Genomic DNA, 16,323 nt, shown 5'->3' on the forward strand with positions numbered 1-16,323 from the left:
CGGCTCACGGTCTTCAAGATCAGGGGCCCAACGGCCTCCGTCCCGCAATCACAATGACAGACTTTCGATACACAGGGACCCACTCGCTTGCAGAGCGGTGAGGCTGACGTGCGGCGCGGAGGCTTGCTCCGGATATCACGAGTGCCGGTCCGTCTGCATCGCAGCGCCTTGCGATCAGCCGCCACACTGTGGCGTGTGCCACACCTGTTGCGCCACACCTGCGGCGCTCGCCGCCGTCACAAGCCCTGAAAATCCTGTATTTTCAGTCCACCTTCCCGCCGTCTGCGCTGGCACGGCCGTTGCAATTCCTCCTGGCATCAAGAAGCAGCCAATGGAGGAAACATGCGCGCGCTCAGATTTCATGCAGCCAAGGACTTGCGGCTTGAGGACATTCCCGAGCCCAAGAAGCCCGGACCGGGGCAGGTGCTTGTCCGCAACCGGTTCGCCGGCATCTGCGGCACCGATCTGCACGAATACAGCTACGGCCCGATCTTCATTCCCACCGAGCCGCATCCCTTCACTGGAGCCCATGGCCCGCAGGTTCTCGGCCATGAATTCGGCGGTGTTGTCGAAGCCGTCGGGGAGGGAGTCACTTCGGTTGCTCCCGGTGACCGTGTGTCGATCCAGCCGCTCCTCATGCCGCGTTCGGGCGATTATTTCGCCGACCGCGGGTTGTTCCACCTCAGCCCGCAGCTCGCCCTTGTTGGCCTCAGCTGGGATGGCGGCGGCATGGCGGAGGCCGCTCTCGTCAACGAGTACAACGTCCAGAAAATCCCCGATGAAATGACGGATGAGGAAGCCGCGCTTGTCGAGCCCACGGCGGTTGCCGTCTATGCCTGCGACCGGGGCGGGGTGACGGCGGGCAACAGCGTGCTGGTGACCGGCGCTGGCCCCATCGGCATGCTGACGCTGCTTGCCGCCCGCGCCGCCGGTGCCACGCAGCTCTTCGTCTCCGATCTCAACGACGCAAGGCTGGAGCTGGCCAAGGGCGTGCTGCCTGGCGTCATCACCATCAACCCCAAGCGTGACAAGGTGGGCGATGTGGTCCGCTCTCTGACCGAGGGGCAGGTGGGCTGCGATGTTGCCATCGAATGCGTCGGCAACGAGCACGCGTTGAAGGCCTGTGCCGATGCGGTGCGCAAGCAGGGCGTCGTCGTGCAGACGGGCCTGCATCCGCATGACAACCCGCTCGACTGGTTCCAGGTCACCTTCCGTGATCTGGAGATCAAGGGTTCCTGGGCCTATCCGACCCACTACTGGCCGCGCGTCATCCGCCTGATCGCCTCCGGCCTGCTGCCGGCAACGAAGATCGTCACCAAGCGCATCACGCTCGATACGGCGGTGACGGAAGGCTTTGACGCGCTGCTCGATCCGGCAGGCACCCAGCTGAAGATCCTGATCGACCTGTCGAAATAATGATCACCGGCCTGCGCCTGCCCGGGAGAGGAGCCTGGGCGGCGCAGGCCGGTTCGATCCCGGCACGCCCCCGCAACGGGGGCATGCCACCTTGCAAACCCCAAGCACTCATGGAGGAGATGACATGCTTGATACCAGCCCCGCAACGAAGATCGATACCGTCCTTGCCAAGCTCGGCAAGGCGCTGGAGAGCGGCAACATAGAGGCCGCCGTGAATCTGTTTCAGACCGATTGCTACTGGCGTGACCTTGTGACCTTCACCTGGAACCTGAAGACACAGGAAGGCCATGACGAGATCCGCAGCATGCTCACCAGCCAGCTGGCGGCTATCAAACCCTCGAATTTCGTGCAGGACAGCAAGGAGGCCGCGTCCGAGGCGGGCGGCGTCACTGAGGGCTGGTTCGAGTTCGAAACCGCTGTGGCCCGCGGCTATGGCCATATCCGCCTTAAGGACGGGCTGATCTGGACCCTGCTGACCACCATGAGTGAGCTGAAGGGCCATGAGGAGCCCAAGGGCTTCCGCCGCCCCATGGGCGCCGAGCACGGTCATGACCGCAACCGAAAGACCTGGAAGGAAAAGCGCGAGGCGGAGACGGCCGAACTCGGTTATTCGGTGCAGCCCTATGTGGTGATCATCGGCGGAGGGCAGGGCGGCATCGCCCTTGGCGCACGCCTGCGCCAGCTTGGGGTGCCGGCCATCATCATCGAGAAGAACGAGCGGCCCGGCGACAGCTGGCGCAAGCGCTACAAGTCGCTCTGCCTGCATGACCCGGTCTGGTACGACCATCTGCCCTACATCCCGTTCCCGGAGAACTGGCCCGTCTTCACGCCCAAGGACAAGGTGGGCGACTGGCTGGAGATGTACACCAAGGTGATGGAGCTGAATTACTGGGGCTCCACCACGGCCAAGTCCGCGCACTATGACGAAAAGACCTGCGAGTGGACCGTCATCGTCGACCGAGCCGGAGAGGAAGTTGTGCTGCGGCCAAAGCAGCTGGTGCTGGCCACCGGCATGTCCGGCAAGCCCAATGTGCCGAAATTCCCCGGACAGGATGTGTTCAAGGGCGAGCAGCAGCATTCCTCGCAGCATCCGGGTCCGGATGCCTATGCCGGCAAGAAGGTGGTGGTCATCGGCTCCAACAATTCGGCGCATGACATCTGCGCCGCGTTGTGGGAAGCAGGCGCCGATGTCACCATGGTGCAGCGCTCCTCCACCCATATCGTCAAGTCGGACTCGCTGATGGACATCGGCCTCGGCGACCTCTACTCCGAGCGTGCGGTGCAGGGTGGCATGACGACCCGCAAGGCCGATCTCATCTTCGCCTCGCTGCCTTACCGGATCATGCACGAGTTCCAGATCCCGATCTATGACAAGATCCGCGAGCAGGATGCAGACTTCTACGCGGCGCTTGAGAAGGCCGGCTTCATGCTCGATTTCGGAGATGATGGCTCCGGTCTTTTCATGAAGTATCTGCGCCGCGGCTCGGGCTATTACATTGACGTGGGTGCCTGCGATCTCGTCATCGACGGCTCGATCAAGCTGAAGTCCGGTGTGGACGTGTCGCATCTGAGCGAAACCGCCGTGGTGCTGAAGGATGGCACGGAGCTTCCTGCTGATCTGGTGGTCTATGCCACCGGCTACGGCTCGATGAACGGCTGGGCGGCCGATCTCATCTCGCGCGAAGTGGCCGACAAGGTCGGCAAGTGCTGGGGCCTTGGCTCGAACACCACCAAGGACCCCGGACCCTGGGAAGGTGAGCAGCGCAACATGTGGAAGCCGGTGCAGCAGGAGGCACTGTGGTTCCACGGCGGCAACCTGCACCAGTCCCGCCACTATTCGCAATATCTCTCGCTGCAGCTGAAAGCCCGCCACGCCGGCCTCGACACCCCGGTCTACGGCATGACCAAGCCGCATCACCTGTCCTGATCCGGCCCACCCCCAAACCACAAACCCCAAGGCGCCCGATTTTCGGGCGCCTTGGAATGGCAGACAGCTATTTGACGATCCCGCCCTCGCCATCGGAGTAATTCACCGGCAGCCAGCCGTAGTGCTGGCCATCTGGGAGAACGTTGCCGATGCCGGGAAATGCGATGTGCGCGCCCGCCACGAGGTATCCTTCGCTGACGGCTTCGGCGAAGGCCCGCCGGCGCGATGCGACTGCACCTGGCCCGTCCACATCAAACTCGATGGTCACCTCCGGCTGCTTGAACTGAACGATATCGCCATGGGTGATATCGCCCCAGAACACCAGCTTCCGCCCGCCACTTTCCACGACGATGGAGCTGTGGCCTGGCGTGTGTCCGGGCCGCAGGATCGAGCGGAAGCCCGAAATGACCTCCGCATCATCTTGAAAGGCCACCGCTCTGTCTTTCTGAATATACGGCCGCAGGCACTCCTCCGCTTCCTGGAAAAGTTGCGGGTTCAGGTCCTCCGGCCGGGCAGCTGCGGGCGTCTCCAGCCAGAAGTCCAGCTCACGTTTTGGAACATGAAGGGTTGCATTCTCGAACAGGGGTTTGCCGTCGCGGATGAGCCCGCCGGTATGGTCTGTGTGGACATGGGTCAGGATCACATGATCGACCTGTGCAGCGGTGTAACCGGAGGCTTCAAGATTGGACAACAGATGCCCCGCCTCTGCACCCAGATAGTGTCCGGTGCCCGCATCGATGAGGATGAGCCGCGTGCCGTCATTGACCAGAAACGCGTTGACGGAAGTATCAGTTGGAATGTCCCGGTACGCCTTGTGGAGCAACAGGGCTGCGTCCTGCGCCGTAACGTCCCGGTACATCTGCGGCAGTGGAAGCGGCAGTGTGCCGTCCAGAAGTGCCGTCACTTCCAGATCGCCAAGCGCCATCCGGTAAAAGCCAGGTGCCTGGAACTGCTGCTTGGGAGCCGCCGCGAAGGCGGAGGAGGGGAGAGTGGGCAGGGCTGCGGCAGTGGCCAGGACCGAAGCGCCCTTCAGGACGCTCCGTCTCGTGATGCTGTTCATGAAAAAGCTCCGTCGGAAAATGACGCCGCCGGCCGCCGTTCTCATTTCGAAAAGGGGCCAAGCAGCATGTGCGAGGCGAAGCTAGGGTCTGGCAGTGAAGGAGATTAGCCTGTGATGCTGGATCTCACTGTCAAGAATCCGGTTACAATGGTTCCGGGACAGACGGCGGTCCTGGGCTGTGTCTTCCTGTGGTTCAGGGCAATTTGAGGACTTCGTCAAGGTGCTCCGTCAGATAGTCGATGAAGGCCCTCACCTTGAGAGGCTGAACCCGGCCGCCTGCTCTGACCGCATACAAGGTGGCGTCAGGTCCGGACCATTCCGGAAGGATGCGGACGACGTCGCCGGTCTCCACCGCGGTGCGCACGAGATAGGGATTTGTCAGCTGAATGCCTTGCCCCCTGACCAGAAACTCCAGCAGGGCTTCCGGGTCTGAGGCAACGACCGCCGGGTTGATCGGATATTCGGCAACATCGTTCTGCGCCATCAGCGGCCAGGAATGTTCGGGCCTGCCGTAGAACAGCTGCGTCACGAGGCAATCATGGTCCTTCAATTGCGAAGGATGGTCCGGCGTGCCGCGCCGGTCCAGATAGTGGCGCGAGGCGTAAAGGCCCGTGCCGATATCGGCGAGACGCCGGGCGGCGAGGTTCGAGTCCGGCATCTGGCCGTTCCAGAGACGGCAGGCCACGTCGATGTTCTCGTCCACGATGTTCCTGACGCCGTGGTCGAGCAGCAACTGCAGCTTGACGAGAGGATAGGTCTCGCGAAACCCTGCGAGAAGCGGGGCGAGGGTTTTGATGGCCAGCCAGTTCGGTGCAGTCACTCTGAGCCAGCCTGACGGCGTGCCATGGACCTGTTCAACTGCGCTCTCGGCATCCGCAATCAGCCCGGCCAGGCCCCGGCACCGCTCGAAATAGATCGTCCCGGCCTCCGTCAGCCGGATATTGCGGGTGGTGCGGTGGAGAAGCTTGACCCCCAGCCGTTGCTCCAGATCCTGCACCTTCTTGCTGACCCGTGCCTTGGACGTTCTCAGGCTTTCGGCCGCCGCCGTAAAGCTTCCCCGCTCGGCAACCTCAATGAAGGCCAGTGTATCGCTCATGTCCCGCAGCATCTGATACTTCCTTCATGTCTCGTGGACCGGCCACATCTGCGGGGCCAGATCAGGCCCTCTTTGGGGGAGGAAGAGCCGAGCCCCTGGCAGCATAGGCCCTGTTGCCGCATGCCTCTGAGAACGTTTCCTCAGGCTGCGGCATGAGCTGATCCAGTGTCACCTCAGCGAACCGGGCCAGCAGCAGGCTCTGCGCACTTTGCAGGCTGCCGGCCAGTGCCGCATTGGTGTTTCTTTCGATCATGCAGCCGGGATGGGCGCTGCGGGAGCCGATGGCGAATAGCGCCGGGCAGCCGAGCGCCTCATAGACGGCAAGCAGCGTGATCTCGCCCAGCGGCCTTGCCAGCTGCCAGCCCCCGCCGTGGCCTTTGCCGGAGGTGACGTAGCCCGCTTTGCGCAACCCGGCCATGGTCCTGCGGAAGACGGCCGGGTTGGTGCCCATGCTCCTGGCCAGAACGCCGGAGGTCAATGGTTCATCGACCTGTCCCATGTGCAGGAGCACATGCAGAACATCCGAAAGCCTCGTGTCCTTGTTCATTACCTGCCTCTGCACCGGCCATCATGCGGCTGCATGACATGTATCAGTTGTTGATACGTGAGGAAATGCCATGTTATGAATCAATTGAAGCTACATGAAAGGATACCCCATGACCCGCACGCCCGATCCCTTCATGGACCCGGCCGCCGTCGCCTCCTACCTTCGCGATACGCCTCGAAAAGTGCCTGGGCTGGCGGACCTTCACAAGATGACGGCGCTGCTCATTGCCGAGAAGGCGCCTCGCGCGGCACATGTTCTGGTGGTGGGGGCAGGCGGCGGGCTGGAAATCCGGGCCCTGGCGCAGGCGCAGCCGGACTGGCTGTTCACGGGTGTCGATCCGTCGCCCGCCATGCTGGACATCGCCCGGCAGACACTCTTTGACTGTGCGGAGCGGGCAGATCTTATTCAGGGCACCGCCGTTGACGCCCCCCAAGGCCCTTTTGACGGGGCCGTGTGCCTTCTGACGCTGCATTTCCTCAGCAGGGACGAACGGCTGCAGACCTTGCGGGAGATTCACAGCCGCCTCAAGCCGGGGGGCATCTTCGTTGCCGCCCACCACTCCAGCCCCGGCGGCGAAGCCGAAACCTGGCTGGCCCGCTCTGCAGCCTTTGCCGCAGGCGCAACTGCGGATCCTCACAAGGCCGCAGCATTGGCCAAAGCCATGGCGGAGCGTCTGCCGCTGCTCTCTCCGGCTGAAGAAGAAGACTGTTTCCGGGACGCCGGCTTCAAGACGCCATCCCTCTTCTACGCCGCCCTGTCCTTCCGCGGCTGGGTCATGAGCGCAGGCGGGGGGGAGGCTGGAAAGTGAGGGGAGCGCCAAGTGCAATTACAACAGCAGCAGGGGAGGCACGTTTTTATTGTGCTTGGCACCGAATCTTAGGCTGGAAATTGAAATTTTGATTTCATGCCAAGATGAAAAAGATGCCGCGTGGCTCTGAAAACGAGAACTATGTTATCTAAATTAGCAAGATATGGCTGGGGAACCTGGATTCGAACCAGGACTAACGGAGTCAGAGTCCGTGGGTCTACCGTTAACCTATTCCCCAGTAGACGCCTTTTGGCGGGCGGCGCTTGGTGGCGCTGCGATGAGGGGGCTTATAGCGGCTTGGGGGCGGGGGATCAACTGGGGAGAGGCAAAAAAATGAAACGGCTATGCGCCTGTGGATGACTGATCTCAAGCATTTGGAAAATTGGCGGAATTCGGCCCCGGAAACCGGGTTCTCAAAATCTGTCCTGTTTCTGCGGTGCCATATCCGCCGCGGTGACCGGCCGGTAGCTGCCCGCCCTGCGGATACTTCGTCCGGGTTTTGCCAGCCAGTTTTGAAGGTGGGCTCAGCTGTCGTAGCGTCTTTCCTGCCTCTTGCGCTTTGCCGCCTTTGCGCTGCGGCGGGCAAGCTGATACACTTTGCCCAACATTATCTTGTTGCGCGCGCTGTCCTCTCGAGGGGTTCCTCCTGGGTGACCGGCGCCGGCGCAGAAGGGCATTCAGGTGGAAGAGCACGGTCAGGAGGCTGCCCCGGCACGGGAGCGGCAGGCTGGTGCGGCTTCGGTTCAGGATGCGCGGCCCGGCAAGGGCCCGCGCAAGAAGCGCCGTTCCAAGGGCAGGGGCGGCGCCCAGAAGCGAATCGAGAACGGGCCAGTTGCGCCCGGACCGCAGGCGGAAACGTCTTCGGGGCCGCGTCCGGCAAAGAAGAAGCACAGGCGCCGTCCGCGCGCCGATCAGCGGCCCAACCGCGCCGAACGGCGCGCCTGCCTGCAGGGCGAGGATGCTGTTGCCGGCAACACGCAGCAGTGCGCACGTCCGCAGGGCGGGCAGGCGGCTTCTGGTGCTGGCGGGCGGAACGGGCAAACAGGCTCTGGTTCTGGCAACCGGCCGGAGCATGCCCGTGGCGGGCGTCCCGGGTTCAAGGGGCGGAGCGCCGGGGCGGCTGCGGGGGCGTCATCTGGTCAGCTCTCCCATCAGCTTGAGAATACCCCGCACTCGTCCGGTCCCGGTACGAGAAACGAGGCGGGCCATCTCGCAACAGGGCAGACAGTGCATCCGGGTGCTGAGACGGACGGGGCTGGGGGGCGCGGCCGCAGGCGGCGCCGCGGCCGTGGCGCTGCACGCGGGGCACACTCCCCATCCGCCCAGCCGGCGGCGCGCGGTGCTTCTGAGAAAGAGGCGGCTCATGAGGAGCGTGCTGCCCGGGAAGCCACCCGGCACGCCGTGGCACCGCGTCCACAGCCGCGACATGATCTGCCGCAGCCGCGCAGGTCCGGCTTTGAAGCCGGGCGTGCGGGTGAGGCCGAGGGTGATCTTTATGCCGCGCTTGACCTTGGCACCAACAACTGCCGCCTGCTGATTGCCAAGCCGGACGAACGGGGCTTTCGCGTCGTTGATGCCTATTCGCGCATCGTGCGCCTGGGCGAAGGGGTGGGCGCCAGCCGCCGCCTCAGCGAGGCGGCCATGGAGCGCGCCATCGAGGCGCTTGACAGCTGCCACCGCAAGCTGGCCGAGCGCGGGGTGCGCCGCTCGCGCCTGATTGCGACCGAAGCCTGCCGTGCGGCCGAAAACGGCGAGGAGTTCATCGCCCGCGTGCAGCGGGAAACGGGGCTGGCGCTGGAAATCGTCAACCGGGAAACGGAAGCCCGGCTGGCGGTGGCGGGCTGTGCCTCGCTGGTGGACCGGGATGCGGATGGTGTGCTGCTGTTTGATATTGGCGGCGGCTCGTCGGAAATCGTCTGGCTGGATCTGCGCAACAGGGGCGGCGCGCGCGGCTATGCGCTGACGCGCTTCATTCGCGCCTGGGTGTCCCTGCCGGTGGGGGTCGTCAATCTGGCGGAGCGCCATGGCGGCATGGACGTGAGCCATGAAGTCTTCGAGGCGATGATTGATGACGTCAGCAGTCACCTCGATGGTTCGGCGCTTGGCGCCGGGCTCAGCGAGGCGATGGCCTCCAGCAACATGCACATGCTGGGCACCTCCGGTACGGTGACGACGCTGGCGGGGGTGCATTTCGGCCTGCGCCGCTATGACAGGCGCCGTGTGGACGGAGCCTGGCTGGCGGATGAGGATGTGTCGGCCATGGTTGCCAAGCTGCGCGACATGTCCTACCGGGAGCGGGTGGAAAACCCCTGCATCGGTGCGGACAGGGCCGATCTGGTGCTGGCGGGCTGCGCCATTCTGGAAGCCATCCGCCGCCGCTGGACCTGTGCGCGCCTGCGCGTCGCCGACCGGGGCCTGCGCGAGGGCATTCTGACCGAACTGATGGCTGCGGATGGCGTATGGTCCCGCGGCGGACGCGGCCACAAAGGCCAGAAAGGAAGATCATGACAGGCGGCAAGCGCGGAGCGGGTGATCGCGGCCTGCATGTGCGGGTGAAGACGGCGGCCAAGCGCAAGGAATCTTCCACGCGCTGGCTGGAGCGCCACCTCAATGACCCCTATGTCCGCCGGTCCAAGATCGACGGCTACCGGTCACGGGCGGCCTACAAGCTGCTGGAAATCGACGAGAAGCTGAACCTGCTGCGTCCGGGCCTGCGCGTGGTGGACCTGGGCGCGGCACCTGGCGGCTGGTGTCAGGTGCTGGCCGATGTGGTCAAGTCCACGCCGGAAGAGCCGCTGGTCGTCGGCATCGATTATCTCGACATGGACCATCTGCCGGGCGTCGTGCTGCTCAAGAAGGATTTTCTTGATGAGGACGCGCCGGACGCGCTGATCGCAGCGCTTGGCGGGCACAAGCCGGATCTGGTGCTATCGGACATGGCGGCGCCCACCACGGGCCACCGCAAGACCGACCATCTGCGCACCACGCATCTGTTCGAGGTGGCGATTGATTTCGCGCTGACGAATCTGGCACCGGGCGGGGCCTTCCTTGCCAAGGTGTTCCGGGGCGGCACGGAGAATCAGCTGCTGACTGACCTGAAGAAATCCTTTGATTCTGTCGCCCACATCAAGCCGCCGGCCAGCCGCAAGGAAAGCCCGGAGCTTTATGTGGTGGCCAAGGGTTTCCGGGGCAATCGCGCCGCCTCCCGCGATCCGCGCCTGTTTGAGGACGGGGGAGACGCGGAAGACTGAGCTCCGGGGCAGGGCCGCGGTGTGGCCGAATGGAAGACGGCTTCAAGCATCCATTTGCCACAGCTTGTTTGTTTGCCCTTCCCAACCTGTCACCTGCGTGTTATTCACCCGCGCCAACTTCTCCGGCATTGCCGAAGCGCATCCTGCCGCCGCCGCCTTCCCAAGGGCTGGCGGGTTCCGGCATTTCAACTCAAGGGGAATTGGCCATGGCTTCATTTTTCGTTCCGACCACCGGCGTTGATGCGCTGACCTTTGATGACGTCCTGCTGATGCCGGGCCATTCGGAAGTCATGCCGGGCCAGACAGATGTCCGCACCCGCATCACCCGTGGGATCGAACTGAACCTGCCGATCCTGTCCTCCGCCATGGACACGGTGACGGAAGCCCGGCTTGCCATCGCCATGGCCCAGGCCGGCGGCATCGGCGTGGTGCACCGCAACCTCACCCTCGACCAGCAGGCCGAGCAGGTGCGCCAGGTGAAGAAGTTCGAGTCCGGCATGGTGGTGAACCCGGTCGTCATCGGCCCGGACGCCACCCTCAAGGATGCGCTGGACCTGATGAAGGCCTACGGCATTTCCGGCATTCCGGTGGTGGAAAACGGCGGCAGCGGCGGTCTGGTCACAGGCCGTCTGGTGGGCGTGCTCACCAACCGCGATGTGCGGTTTGCCACCAATCCGGGCCAGAAGGTCTATGAGCTGATGACGCGGGAAAACCTCGTCACCGTACGCGATACCGTCAGCCAGGAAGAAGCCAAGCGCCTTCTGCACCAGCACCGCATCGAGAAGCTGCTGGTGGTGGACGATGCCTATAACTGCATCGGCCTCGTCACCGTGAAGGACATCGAGAAGGCCCACCTCAACCCCAATGCCACCAAGGACGAGCAGGGCCGCCTGCGCGTTGCCGCCGCCACCAGCGTGGGCGAAGAAGGCATGCAGCGGGCAGAGCGCCTGATCGATGCGGGCGTCGACCTTGTGGTGGTGGACACCGCCCACGGCCATTCGGCCCGCGTGCTGGAAATGGTCACCAAGGTCAAGGCGCTGTCCAACGGCGTTCAGGTTCTGGCCGGTAACGTTGCCACCCGCGACGGCACAAAGGCGCTGATCGATGCCGGTGCGGATGCCGTGAAGGTCGGCATCGGGCCGGGCTCCATCTGCACCACCCGTATCGTTGCAGGTGTCGGCATGCCGCAGCTGACCGCCATTCTGGAAGCCTGCGACGAAGCCACCAAGCAGGGCGTTCCGGTCATCGCCGACGGCGGCATCAAGTATTCGGGCGATCTGGCCAAGGCACTTGCGGCTGGCGCATCGGCGGCCATGATCGGCTCGCTGCTGGCGGGCACCGAGGAAAGCCCCGGTGAGGTCTATCTGCATCAGGGCCGCTCCTACAAGGCTTACCGGGGCATGGGCTCGGTTGGTGCCATGGCGCGCGGCTCGGCTGACCGCTACTTCCAGGCGGAAGTGCGCGACACGCTGAAGCTGGTGCCGGAAGGCATCGAAGGTCAGGTGCCGTACAAGGGCCCGCTCTCCAGCGTGCTGCATCAGCTTGCCGGTGGCCTGCGTGCTGCCATGGGCTATGTCGGCGCCAAGACGATCCCGGAGCTGCAGGAAAAGGCCCGCTTCGTGCGCATCACCGGTGCCGGACTGCGTGAAAGCCACGCCCATGATGTGACGATCACGCGCGAAAGCCCGAACTACCCGACGAATATCTGATCATTTGAAATGACTGCGTCCTGCGCGGATGCAAGACACCTCGCGCAGGACAACCAAACCGGAGTGGCATGATGAAGGACGGCGGACGCCTTGCAGCGGCGATCGAGGTGCTGGGTGAGGTGGAGAGCCACCGCCGCCCGGTGCAGGAGGCCCTGAAGGACTGGGGCAATGCCCACCGGTTTGCCGGGTCGGGCGATCGCACCATCATCGGCAATCTGGTGTTTGATGCCCTGCGCCATCAGCTCAGCCTCGGCTGGCAGATGCGCTCTGGCAGCCCGCGGGCGCTGGCGCTGGCAACCTATGCCCGGCTCTGGGGGCAGGGTGTGCCGCGCCTTACCGAGGTGCTGGCCGATGACCGCCATGCACCCGAAGCCTTGAGCGAAGAGGAAATTGCCTTCCTGTCCACGGACCGGGACGAGCCCGCGCCGGACCATGTTGCAGCCGATGTGCCTGAATGGCTGTGGCCGATGTTCACCGATGCCTTTGGCGCGGCTGCCGTTACGGAGGGGCAGGCGCTGGCCGCCCGTGCGCCGATCGATCTGCGCGTCAACACGCTGAAGGCGACTCGGGAAAAGGTGCTCAAGCGCCTTGGCGAAGAAGGCGCGGTGGAAACCGGCCTGTCGCCACAGGGGATTCGCATTGCCCCGCGTCCCGGCGCTGCCCGCATGCCGCATGTGCAGGCGGAAGAGGGCTACCGCAAGGGCTGGTTCGAGCTGCAGGATGAGGCCAGCCAGCTCGCCGCTCTCATCGCAGCGCCGAAGCCCGGCGAACAGGTTCTGGATCTTTGCGCCGGTGGCGGCGGCAAGACCCTGGCGCTTGCGGCTCTCATGGAAAACCGCGGTCAGATCTATGCTTACGATTCCGACCGGCTGCGCCTTGCCCCTATTCACGAGCGGCTTGCCCGTGCGGGCGCGCGCAATGTGCAAGTGCGTGATCCCAAGTCGTCCTCGCTTGAGGATCTGGAAGGGCTGATGGATCTGGTCTTCGTCGATGCGCCTTGCACTGGCACGGGCGTGTGGCGGCGGCGGCCTGATTCCAAGTGGCGCCTGACCGAGAAGGCCCTTGGCGAGCGCATGGAAGATCAGGCCCGGGTGCTGGATACGGCGGCGCGTTTCGTCAAACCGGGCGGGCGTCTGGTCTATGCCACCTGTTCGCTGCTGCCGCAGGAAAATGGCGGCCAGATCGAGGCTTTCCTGGCGCGTGACAGCCGTTTTACGCGGGGCTCTGCCGTGGCCTCCTTCGAGGCCGCGCTGCCGGGCAAGGCCCTGCCGGCCCACGCCACGGCTGAGGGGCATCTGGTGCTCACCCCGGCCTCGACCGCGACGGATGGCTTCTTCGTCTCCGTGGTGCGCCGTACGGCTTGAGCCTGATAGGACCGCCGCGCGGATGTTGAGATCTTCGCGGCGGCATTCCTGTGATTACGTTTCGTTACAATTGGATACGCGCACGCACAGGTGCCGGTGCTATGGACCTTGAAGCCAAGGGCAACCGCGATCAGGCGGTGCCTATAGCCAAAGGGTTCCAGTCATGCGCGATCTTCTTTTCCGATGGACAACCCCGCTGACCGCCGGGCTGTTCCTCGTTTCCACCATTTCAGGCGTGGCTCTCTTCTTCGGCTGGCAATCCGGCCTGTTCCACGAAATGCATGAAGTTCTGTCCATGGTGCTGCTGGCGCCTGTGGCCGTTCATCTGTGGCGCAACTGGAAGCCGATGCTTGGGTATTTCCGCCGTGCCGCCATGCCGCTGGCGCTGGCGGGCAGTCTTGCCGCAGGCGGGTTCTTTGCGGCAGAGGCCTTGAGCGGGCCGGGGCGCAGCGGCAATCCGGCCATGGCCATGGTTGCCGCTGTTCAGAATGCGCCCCTGTCTGTTGTGGCGCCGGTTCTGGGCCTTGAGGAGGCTGCGCTGATCGCAAGGCTTGAGCAAGCGGGCATCAAAGGAGCTGCCGGTTCTGACACGCTCTCTGGCCTTGCGGCGAGCCGTGGGGAGGCGCCCATGGCCATGATGGCGAAGGCTGTCACTGCTCCCTGACGCGAATGTGGTTTGTGTGCGGCGCATCACTGCAGCCGCGCACCGGCTGGTTCACCACCAGGATGCGCCGTAATTGATGTTCCAGGTAAAGGTTGCCCCCGTGCCTGAACCGCCCGGCAGTGTGGACCATGCAATGGGCACGGAGCCGCCGGTCTGCGGACCCTTCTGGAAGATGAAGAAGCTGGAACTGCCACCGCCCGTGTTGTTGATGGTGACCGAGTAGCCGCCAGACGCTGAAGCCAGTTCCTGCTCGGACAATTCACCGGGCAGCGGCGGCAGAACAAGCACCACCTCTCCGGGCACTTCTTCAATCACGCGAAAGGTGAGATCGTCCTTGGGGGCCTGGCCGAAGATTTCGGTGACGGCTTCAGCCGGGTTGCTGACGAGCCTTGCACGAAATTCCGCGTCTCCTGCTGCCTTCTCACGCAGGAAGGCCTCACAGGCAAGGCGGGCGGGGATGTTTTCTTCGCTCATGATGAGGTCCTTGCGAGAGTTTGACCGGTGAAATGAAGAGAGACCGAAGGGCGGCGTCTGACACGGTTGCAAGACCGGGAACCAGAGGCGAATACCCTTACTTGGCTCCGTAAACTGTGTAGCCTTCCTGCCAGTTGATCTGGCTTGTCTTGAAGGGATCTAAAGCGGCCCAGACAGGCGATCCTGTCCCAGCGCTCGATTTGATCAGAGTTATGTTGTAGCTGCCACCTGGCTTGGTTATGACGAGGTCGTTTGGATCGATCGAAAGGTTGAGCGTGAGCCCGCCTGACGCGGTGGCCAGCTCCTTGTCTGACAGTTCGTCTGGCAGAGGGGGCAGAACAAAGACGATCTCTTCCGGGCCTTCCTCTATGACGCGGAAACTCACTCCTGCATCCGGTGCGTCTCCGAACGTGCTGGAAATGGCCTCTGCCGGATTTGCAGTTAGCAGCGCACGGAAGGATGGGTCCGCGGCTGCCTTCTCGCGCAAGACGGCTTCAGCTGCAAGGCGTACTGGCACAGTCAGAAATTCCTCAGCCATATGCAGTCTCCTGTCATCGGCAGACATGAAATCAAAGTGATAGGGGAGGGCTTGCGTGAGTCTGCCTGGGAATCAACGTTGCTTGCGGCTCTGTTGTGCTGCAGTGCTTCACAGGTGATCCGTCTTTCAAGAATTCCGGGCTTCATCACGGGCAATGTCCTGCCGTCAGGTCAATCGTACCGGCCGATGAGCCCCAAGAGCTTGCGGGAACTGACGGGCCAGCGCATGGTATTGTTGCCTTCGCCGGGGTGCTTGACGTTGGTCTGGGTGACGGAATCGGTCACCTGCGCATTGACTGCATAGCCGCCGGACACGGCCTCCAGATCCTTGCCGGAAAGCTCACCGGCACCCGCTGGCAGCACCAGTGCCACTTCACCCGGCTTTTCCTCAATGACACGAATGGTTATGCCGGGCTCCACGGCCAGACCGAAAGCCTGCTCAAGTGCAGCTGCCGGATTGGCCAGCAGCGCCGCCCGGAAGGCGGCGTCCGTCCCGGCCTTCTCCTGGATGGCAGCTTCAAGTTCAAGGCGGCCGGTGATGGGTTGGTTTGGCATGTCTGTCTTTCCTTTGTCTTTTCTGCAGGAAGTGGGGATCAGCGCATGTTGCCAATAACTGTCCATTTGCCCCGGGCTGCGTTGTTGATATGGCTGACCAATGCTTCAAAGGCAGCTGCACGTGCCGGAGAATTCATGAGCGCCATGATCTCTGCCTGCGAAGGCATGCCGCCGGAGACCTTGTCGAGATCCTGCGCGGACAGTTCATCGTGACCTGCCGGAACAGCAGGCAAAACCAGAACCACTTCGCCGGGTTGTTCTTCGATGACTTTGATCTGGAGGCCGGGGGCACCTTGCGCCCCGAAGACCTCTTCAAGCAGCGCCTTCGTGTCCGTCAGGAGCATATTGCGGAAGGCGGCGTCCTCACCGGCCCTCCTGCGAATGGCCGTCTCCAGGGTCTGGCGGGCATCCGGCATCATGTCCATCGGTCTCGTCTCCGTGCAGTTTGATGTGGCATCACATTACCGGCAGCAGAGAGTGTTTGGAGAGATAGACCTTGAAAGTTCCATCAAGGCGAGTGGAGCGCACAAACAGCAAGAAGCCCGCAAGGCATCGCCTTGCGGGCTTCTTGAAAGGAAGATCATGTCCTGCACTCTGCCTAGTGCGGCCACCGGGATGGCGCGGGCAGGGGCTCCGCCAATACGGAGCGGCGCGGATTACTTGATCTTGGTTTCCTTGAACTCGACGTGCTTCTTGGCAACCGGGTCGTACTTCCGCATGGACATCTTTTCAGTCATGGTGCGGGAGTTCTTCTTGGTCACGTAGAAGAAACCGGTGTCAGCGGTGGAAAGCAGCTTGATCTTGATGGTGGTCGCCTTGGCCATAGCCTTCGATCCTGTTCTGGTTAGTCCGGCAAACGCTCAATGCGGCCAGTCTCTGGCGCCCTTTGAGTTCGCTGCGGTGTCACGAAATCAG

The 16,323-nt window shown here is 63.4% G+C and carries 16 protein-coding genes and 1 tRNA gene; 8 read left to right on the forward strand and 9 right to left on the reverse strand.

Features of this window, described 5'->3' with window-relative positions; genetic code table 11:
* The first annotated feature begins 342 nt into the window (after nucleotides 1–342).
* Together V6L75_RS00005 and V6L75_RS00010 are read left to right on the forward strand one after the other, a co-directional pair.
* Complete coding sequence (locus V6L75_RS00005; RefSeq protein WP_334249506.1) at nucleotides 343–1,416, forward strand: 2,3-butanediol dehydrogenase; 1,074 nt, start codon at nucleotides 343–345, stop codon at nucleotides 1,414–1,416.
* Nucleotides 1,417–1,540: 124 nt separating this feature from the next.
* A complete protein-coding gene (locus V6L75_RS00010; protein WP_334249507.1) occupies nucleotides 1,541–3,343 on the forward strand; it encodes an NAD(P)/FAD-dependent oxidoreductase in 1,803 nt (600 codons plus the stop codon).
* A 67-nt stretch (nucleotides 3,344–3,410) separates the two neighbouring features.
* Here the strand turns inward: V6L75_RS00010 and V6L75_RS00015 are convergent, their stop codons facing one another.
* From V6L75_RS00015 to V6L75_RS00025, 3 genes are all read right to left on the reverse strand, one after another.
* Nucleotides 3,411–4,403 carry an MBL fold metallo-hydrolase gene (locus V6L75_RS00015; RefSeq protein WP_334249508.1) on the reverse strand — a complete coding sequence of 331 codons (993 nt, stop codon included), beginning with the start codon at nucleotides 4,401–4,403 and terminating at the stop codon, nucleotides 3,411–3,413.
* Nucleotides 4,404–4,596: 193 nt separating this feature from the next.
* Nucleotides 4,597–5,511, reverse strand: coding sequence for a LysR family transcriptional regulator (locus V6L75_RS00020; RefSeq protein WP_334249509.1), 915 nt, complete (start codon nucleotides 5,509–5,511; stop codon nucleotides 4,597–4,599).
* Between the two features lie 49 nt (nucleotides 5,512–5,560).
* Nucleotides 5,561–6,046 carry an Rrf2 family transcriptional regulator gene (locus V6L75_RS00025; RefSeq protein WP_334249510.1) on the reverse strand — a complete coding sequence of 162 codons (486 nt, stop codon included), beginning with the start codon at nucleotides 6,044–6,046 and terminating at the stop codon, nucleotides 5,561–5,563.
* 109 nt (nucleotides 6,047–6,155) lie between these two features.
* Here V6L75_RS00025 and V6L75_RS00030 point away from each other — a divergent pair, with 109 nt between their 5' ends.
* Entirely contained in the window at nucleotides 6,156–6,854 is a 699-nt protein-coding gene (locus tag V6L75_RS00030; protein WP_334249511.1) for a class I SAM-dependent methyltransferase, read from the forward strand.
* Between the two features lie 164 nt (nucleotides 6,855–7,018).
* On the opposite strand, the gene V6L75_RS00035 is transcribed toward V6L75_RS00030, so the two are convergent.
* A tRNA-Gln gene (locus V6L75_RS00035) sits at nucleotides 7,019–7,092 on the reverse strand.
* A 443-nt stretch (nucleotides 7,093–7,535) separates the two neighbouring features.
* On the opposite strand from V6L75_RS00035, the gene V6L75_RS00040 reads away from it, so the two are divergent.
* The 5 genes from V6L75_RS00040 to V6L75_RS00060 all read left to right on the forward strand — a co-directional run bounded on the left by V6L75_RS00040 (nucleotide 7,536) and on the right by V6L75_RS00060 (nucleotide 13,842).
* Nucleotides 7,536–9,362, forward strand: a complete 1,827-nt coding sequence (locus tag V6L75_RS00040; RefSeq protein ID WP_334249512.1) for a Ppx/GppA phosphatase family protein — start codon at nucleotides 7,536–7,538, stop codon at nucleotides 9,360–9,362.
* A complete protein-coding gene (locus tag V6L75_RS00045; protein ID WP_334249513.1) occupies nucleotides 9,359–10,105 on the forward strand; it encodes an RlmE family RNA methyltransferase in 747 nt (248 codons plus the stop codon). Before V6L75_RS00040 ends, V6L75_RS00045 begins: the two co-directional genes overlap by 4 nt.
* A gap of 206 nt (nucleotides 10,106–10,311) precedes the next feature.
* Nucleotides 10,312–11,814 carry an IMP dehydrogenase gene (gene guaB, locus V6L75_RS00050; RefSeq protein ID WP_334249514.1) on the forward strand — a complete coding sequence of 501 codons (1,503 nt, stop codon included), beginning with the start codon at nucleotides 10,312–10,314 and terminating at the stop codon, nucleotides 11,812–11,814.
* A 71-nt stretch (nucleotides 11,815–11,885) separates the two neighbouring features.
* Nucleotides 11,886–13,178, forward strand: a complete 1,293-nt coding sequence (locus V6L75_RS00055) for an RsmB/NOP family class I SAM-dependent RNA methyltransferase (RefSeq protein ID WP_334249991.1) — start codon at nucleotides 11,886–11,888, stop codon at nucleotides 13,176–13,178.
* A gap of 163 nt (nucleotides 13,179–13,341) precedes the next feature.
* Nucleotides 13,342–13,842, forward strand: coding sequence for a DUF4405 domain-containing protein (locus V6L75_RS00060; protein WP_334249515.1), 501 nt, complete (start codon nucleotides 13,342–13,344; stop codon nucleotides 13,840–13,842).
* A 51-nt stretch (nucleotides 13,843–13,893) separates the two neighbouring features.
* Here V6L75_RS00060 and V6L75_RS00065 read toward each other — a convergent pair whose 3' ends face one another.
* The 5 genes from V6L75_RS00065 to rpmG form a co-directional block, all read right to left on the reverse strand.
* Nucleotides 13,894–14,316, reverse strand: a complete 423-nt coding sequence (locus tag V6L75_RS00065) for a hypothetical protein (protein ID WP_334249516.1) — start codon at nucleotides 14,314–14,316, stop codon at nucleotides 13,894–13,896.
* Between the two features lie 97 nt (nucleotides 14,317–14,413).
* Nucleotides 14,414–14,854 carry a hypothetical protein gene (locus V6L75_RS00070; protein WP_334249517.1) on the reverse strand — a complete coding sequence of 147 codons (441 nt, stop codon included), beginning with the start codon at nucleotides 14,852–14,854 and terminating at the stop codon, nucleotides 14,414–14,416.
* Nucleotides 14,855–15,024: 170 nt separating this feature from the next.
* Nucleotides 15,025–15,408, reverse strand: coding sequence for an NHLP leader peptide family RiPP precursor (locus V6L75_RS00075; RefSeq protein ID WP_334249518.1), 384 nt, complete (start codon nucleotides 15,406–15,408; stop codon nucleotides 15,025–15,027).
* Between the two features lie 38 nt (nucleotides 15,409–15,446).
* A complete protein-coding gene (locus tag V6L75_RS00080; protein WP_334249519.1) occupies nucleotides 15,447–15,833 on the reverse strand; it encodes an NHLP leader peptide family RiPP precursor in 387 nt (128 codons plus the stop codon).
* Between the two features lie 231 nt (nucleotides 15,834–16,064).
* On the reverse strand, nucleotides 16,065–16,232 hold the full coding sequence (gene rpmG, locus V6L75_RS00085; protein ID WP_019966402.1) for a 50S ribosomal protein L33: 168 nt from the start codon (nucleotides 16,230–16,232) through the stop codon (nucleotides 16,065–16,067).
* Nucleotides 16,233–16,323: the final 91 nt, after the last annotated feature.

It is taken from the genome of Pannonibacter anstelovis (assembly GCF_036881715.1).
Classification (GTDB): domain Bacteria; phylum Pseudomonadota; class Alphaproteobacteria; order Rhizobiales; family Stappiaceae; genus Pannonibacter; species Pannonibacter anstelovis.

What these genes read in the sequence shown, in the direction of transcription:
- V6L75_RS00005 (WP_334249506.1), top strand. Translation starts at nt 343, where the DNA reads ATGCGCGCGCTCAGATTTCATGCAGCCAAGGACTTGCGGCTTGAGGAC.
- V6L75_RS00010 (WP_334249507.1), top strand. Translation starts at nt 1,541, where the DNA reads ATGCTTGATACCAGCCCCGCAACGAAGATCGATACCGTCCTTGCCAAG.
- V6L75_RS00015 (WP_334249508.1), bottom strand. Translation starts at nt 4,403, where the DNA reads ATGAACAGCATCACGAGACGGAGCGTCCTGAAGGGCGCTTCGGTCCTG.
- V6L75_RS00020 (WP_334249509.1), bottom strand. Translation starts at nt 5,511, where the DNA reads ATGCTGCGGGACATGAGCGATACACTGGCCTTCATTGAGGTTGCCGAG.
- V6L75_RS00025 (WP_334249510.1), bottom strand. Translation starts at nt 6,046, where the DNA reads ATGAACAAGGACACGAGGCTTTCGGATGTTCTGCATGTGCTCCTGCAC.
- V6L75_RS00030 (WP_334249511.1), top strand. Translation starts at nt 6,156, where the DNA reads ATGACCCGCACGCCCGATCCCTTCATGGACCCGGCCGCCGTCGCCTCC.
- V6L75_RS00045 (WP_334249513.1), top strand. Translation starts at nt 9,359, where the DNA reads ATGACAGGCGGCAAGCGCGGAGCGGGTGATCGCGGCCTGCATGTGCGG.
- guaB (WP_334249514.1), top strand. Translation starts at nt 10,312, where the DNA reads ATGGCTTCATTTTTCGTTCCGACCACCGGCGTTGATGCGCTGACCTTT.
- V6L75_RS00055 (WP_334249991.1), top strand. Translation starts at nt 11,886, where the DNA reads ATGAAGGACGGCGGACGCCTTGCAGCGGCGATCGAGGTGCTGGGTGAG.
- V6L75_RS00060 (WP_334249515.1), top strand. Translation starts at nt 13,342, where the DNA reads ATGCGCGATCTTCTTTTCCGATGGACAACCCCGCTGACCGCCGGGCTG.
- V6L75_RS00065 (WP_334249516.1), bottom strand. Translation starts at nt 14,316, where the DNA reads ATGAGCGAAGAAAACATCCCCGCCCGCCTTGCCTGTGAGGCCTTCCTG.
- V6L75_RS00070 (WP_334249517.1), bottom strand. Translation starts at nt 14,854, where the DNA reads ATGGCTGAGGAATTTCTGACTGTGCCAGTACGCCTTGCAGCTGAAGCC.
- V6L75_RS00075 (WP_334249518.1), bottom strand. Translation starts at nt 15,408, where the DNA reads ATGCCAAACCAACCCATCACCGGCCGCCTTGAACTTGAAGCTGCCATC.
- V6L75_RS00080 (WP_334249519.1), bottom strand. Translation starts at nt 15,833, where the DNA reads ATGGACATGATGCCGGATGCCCGCCAGACCCTGGAGACGGCCATTCGC.
- rpmG (WP_019966402.1), bottom strand. Translation starts at nt 16,232, where the DNA reads ATGGCCAAGGCGACCACCATCAAGATCAAGCTGCTTTCCACCGCTGAC.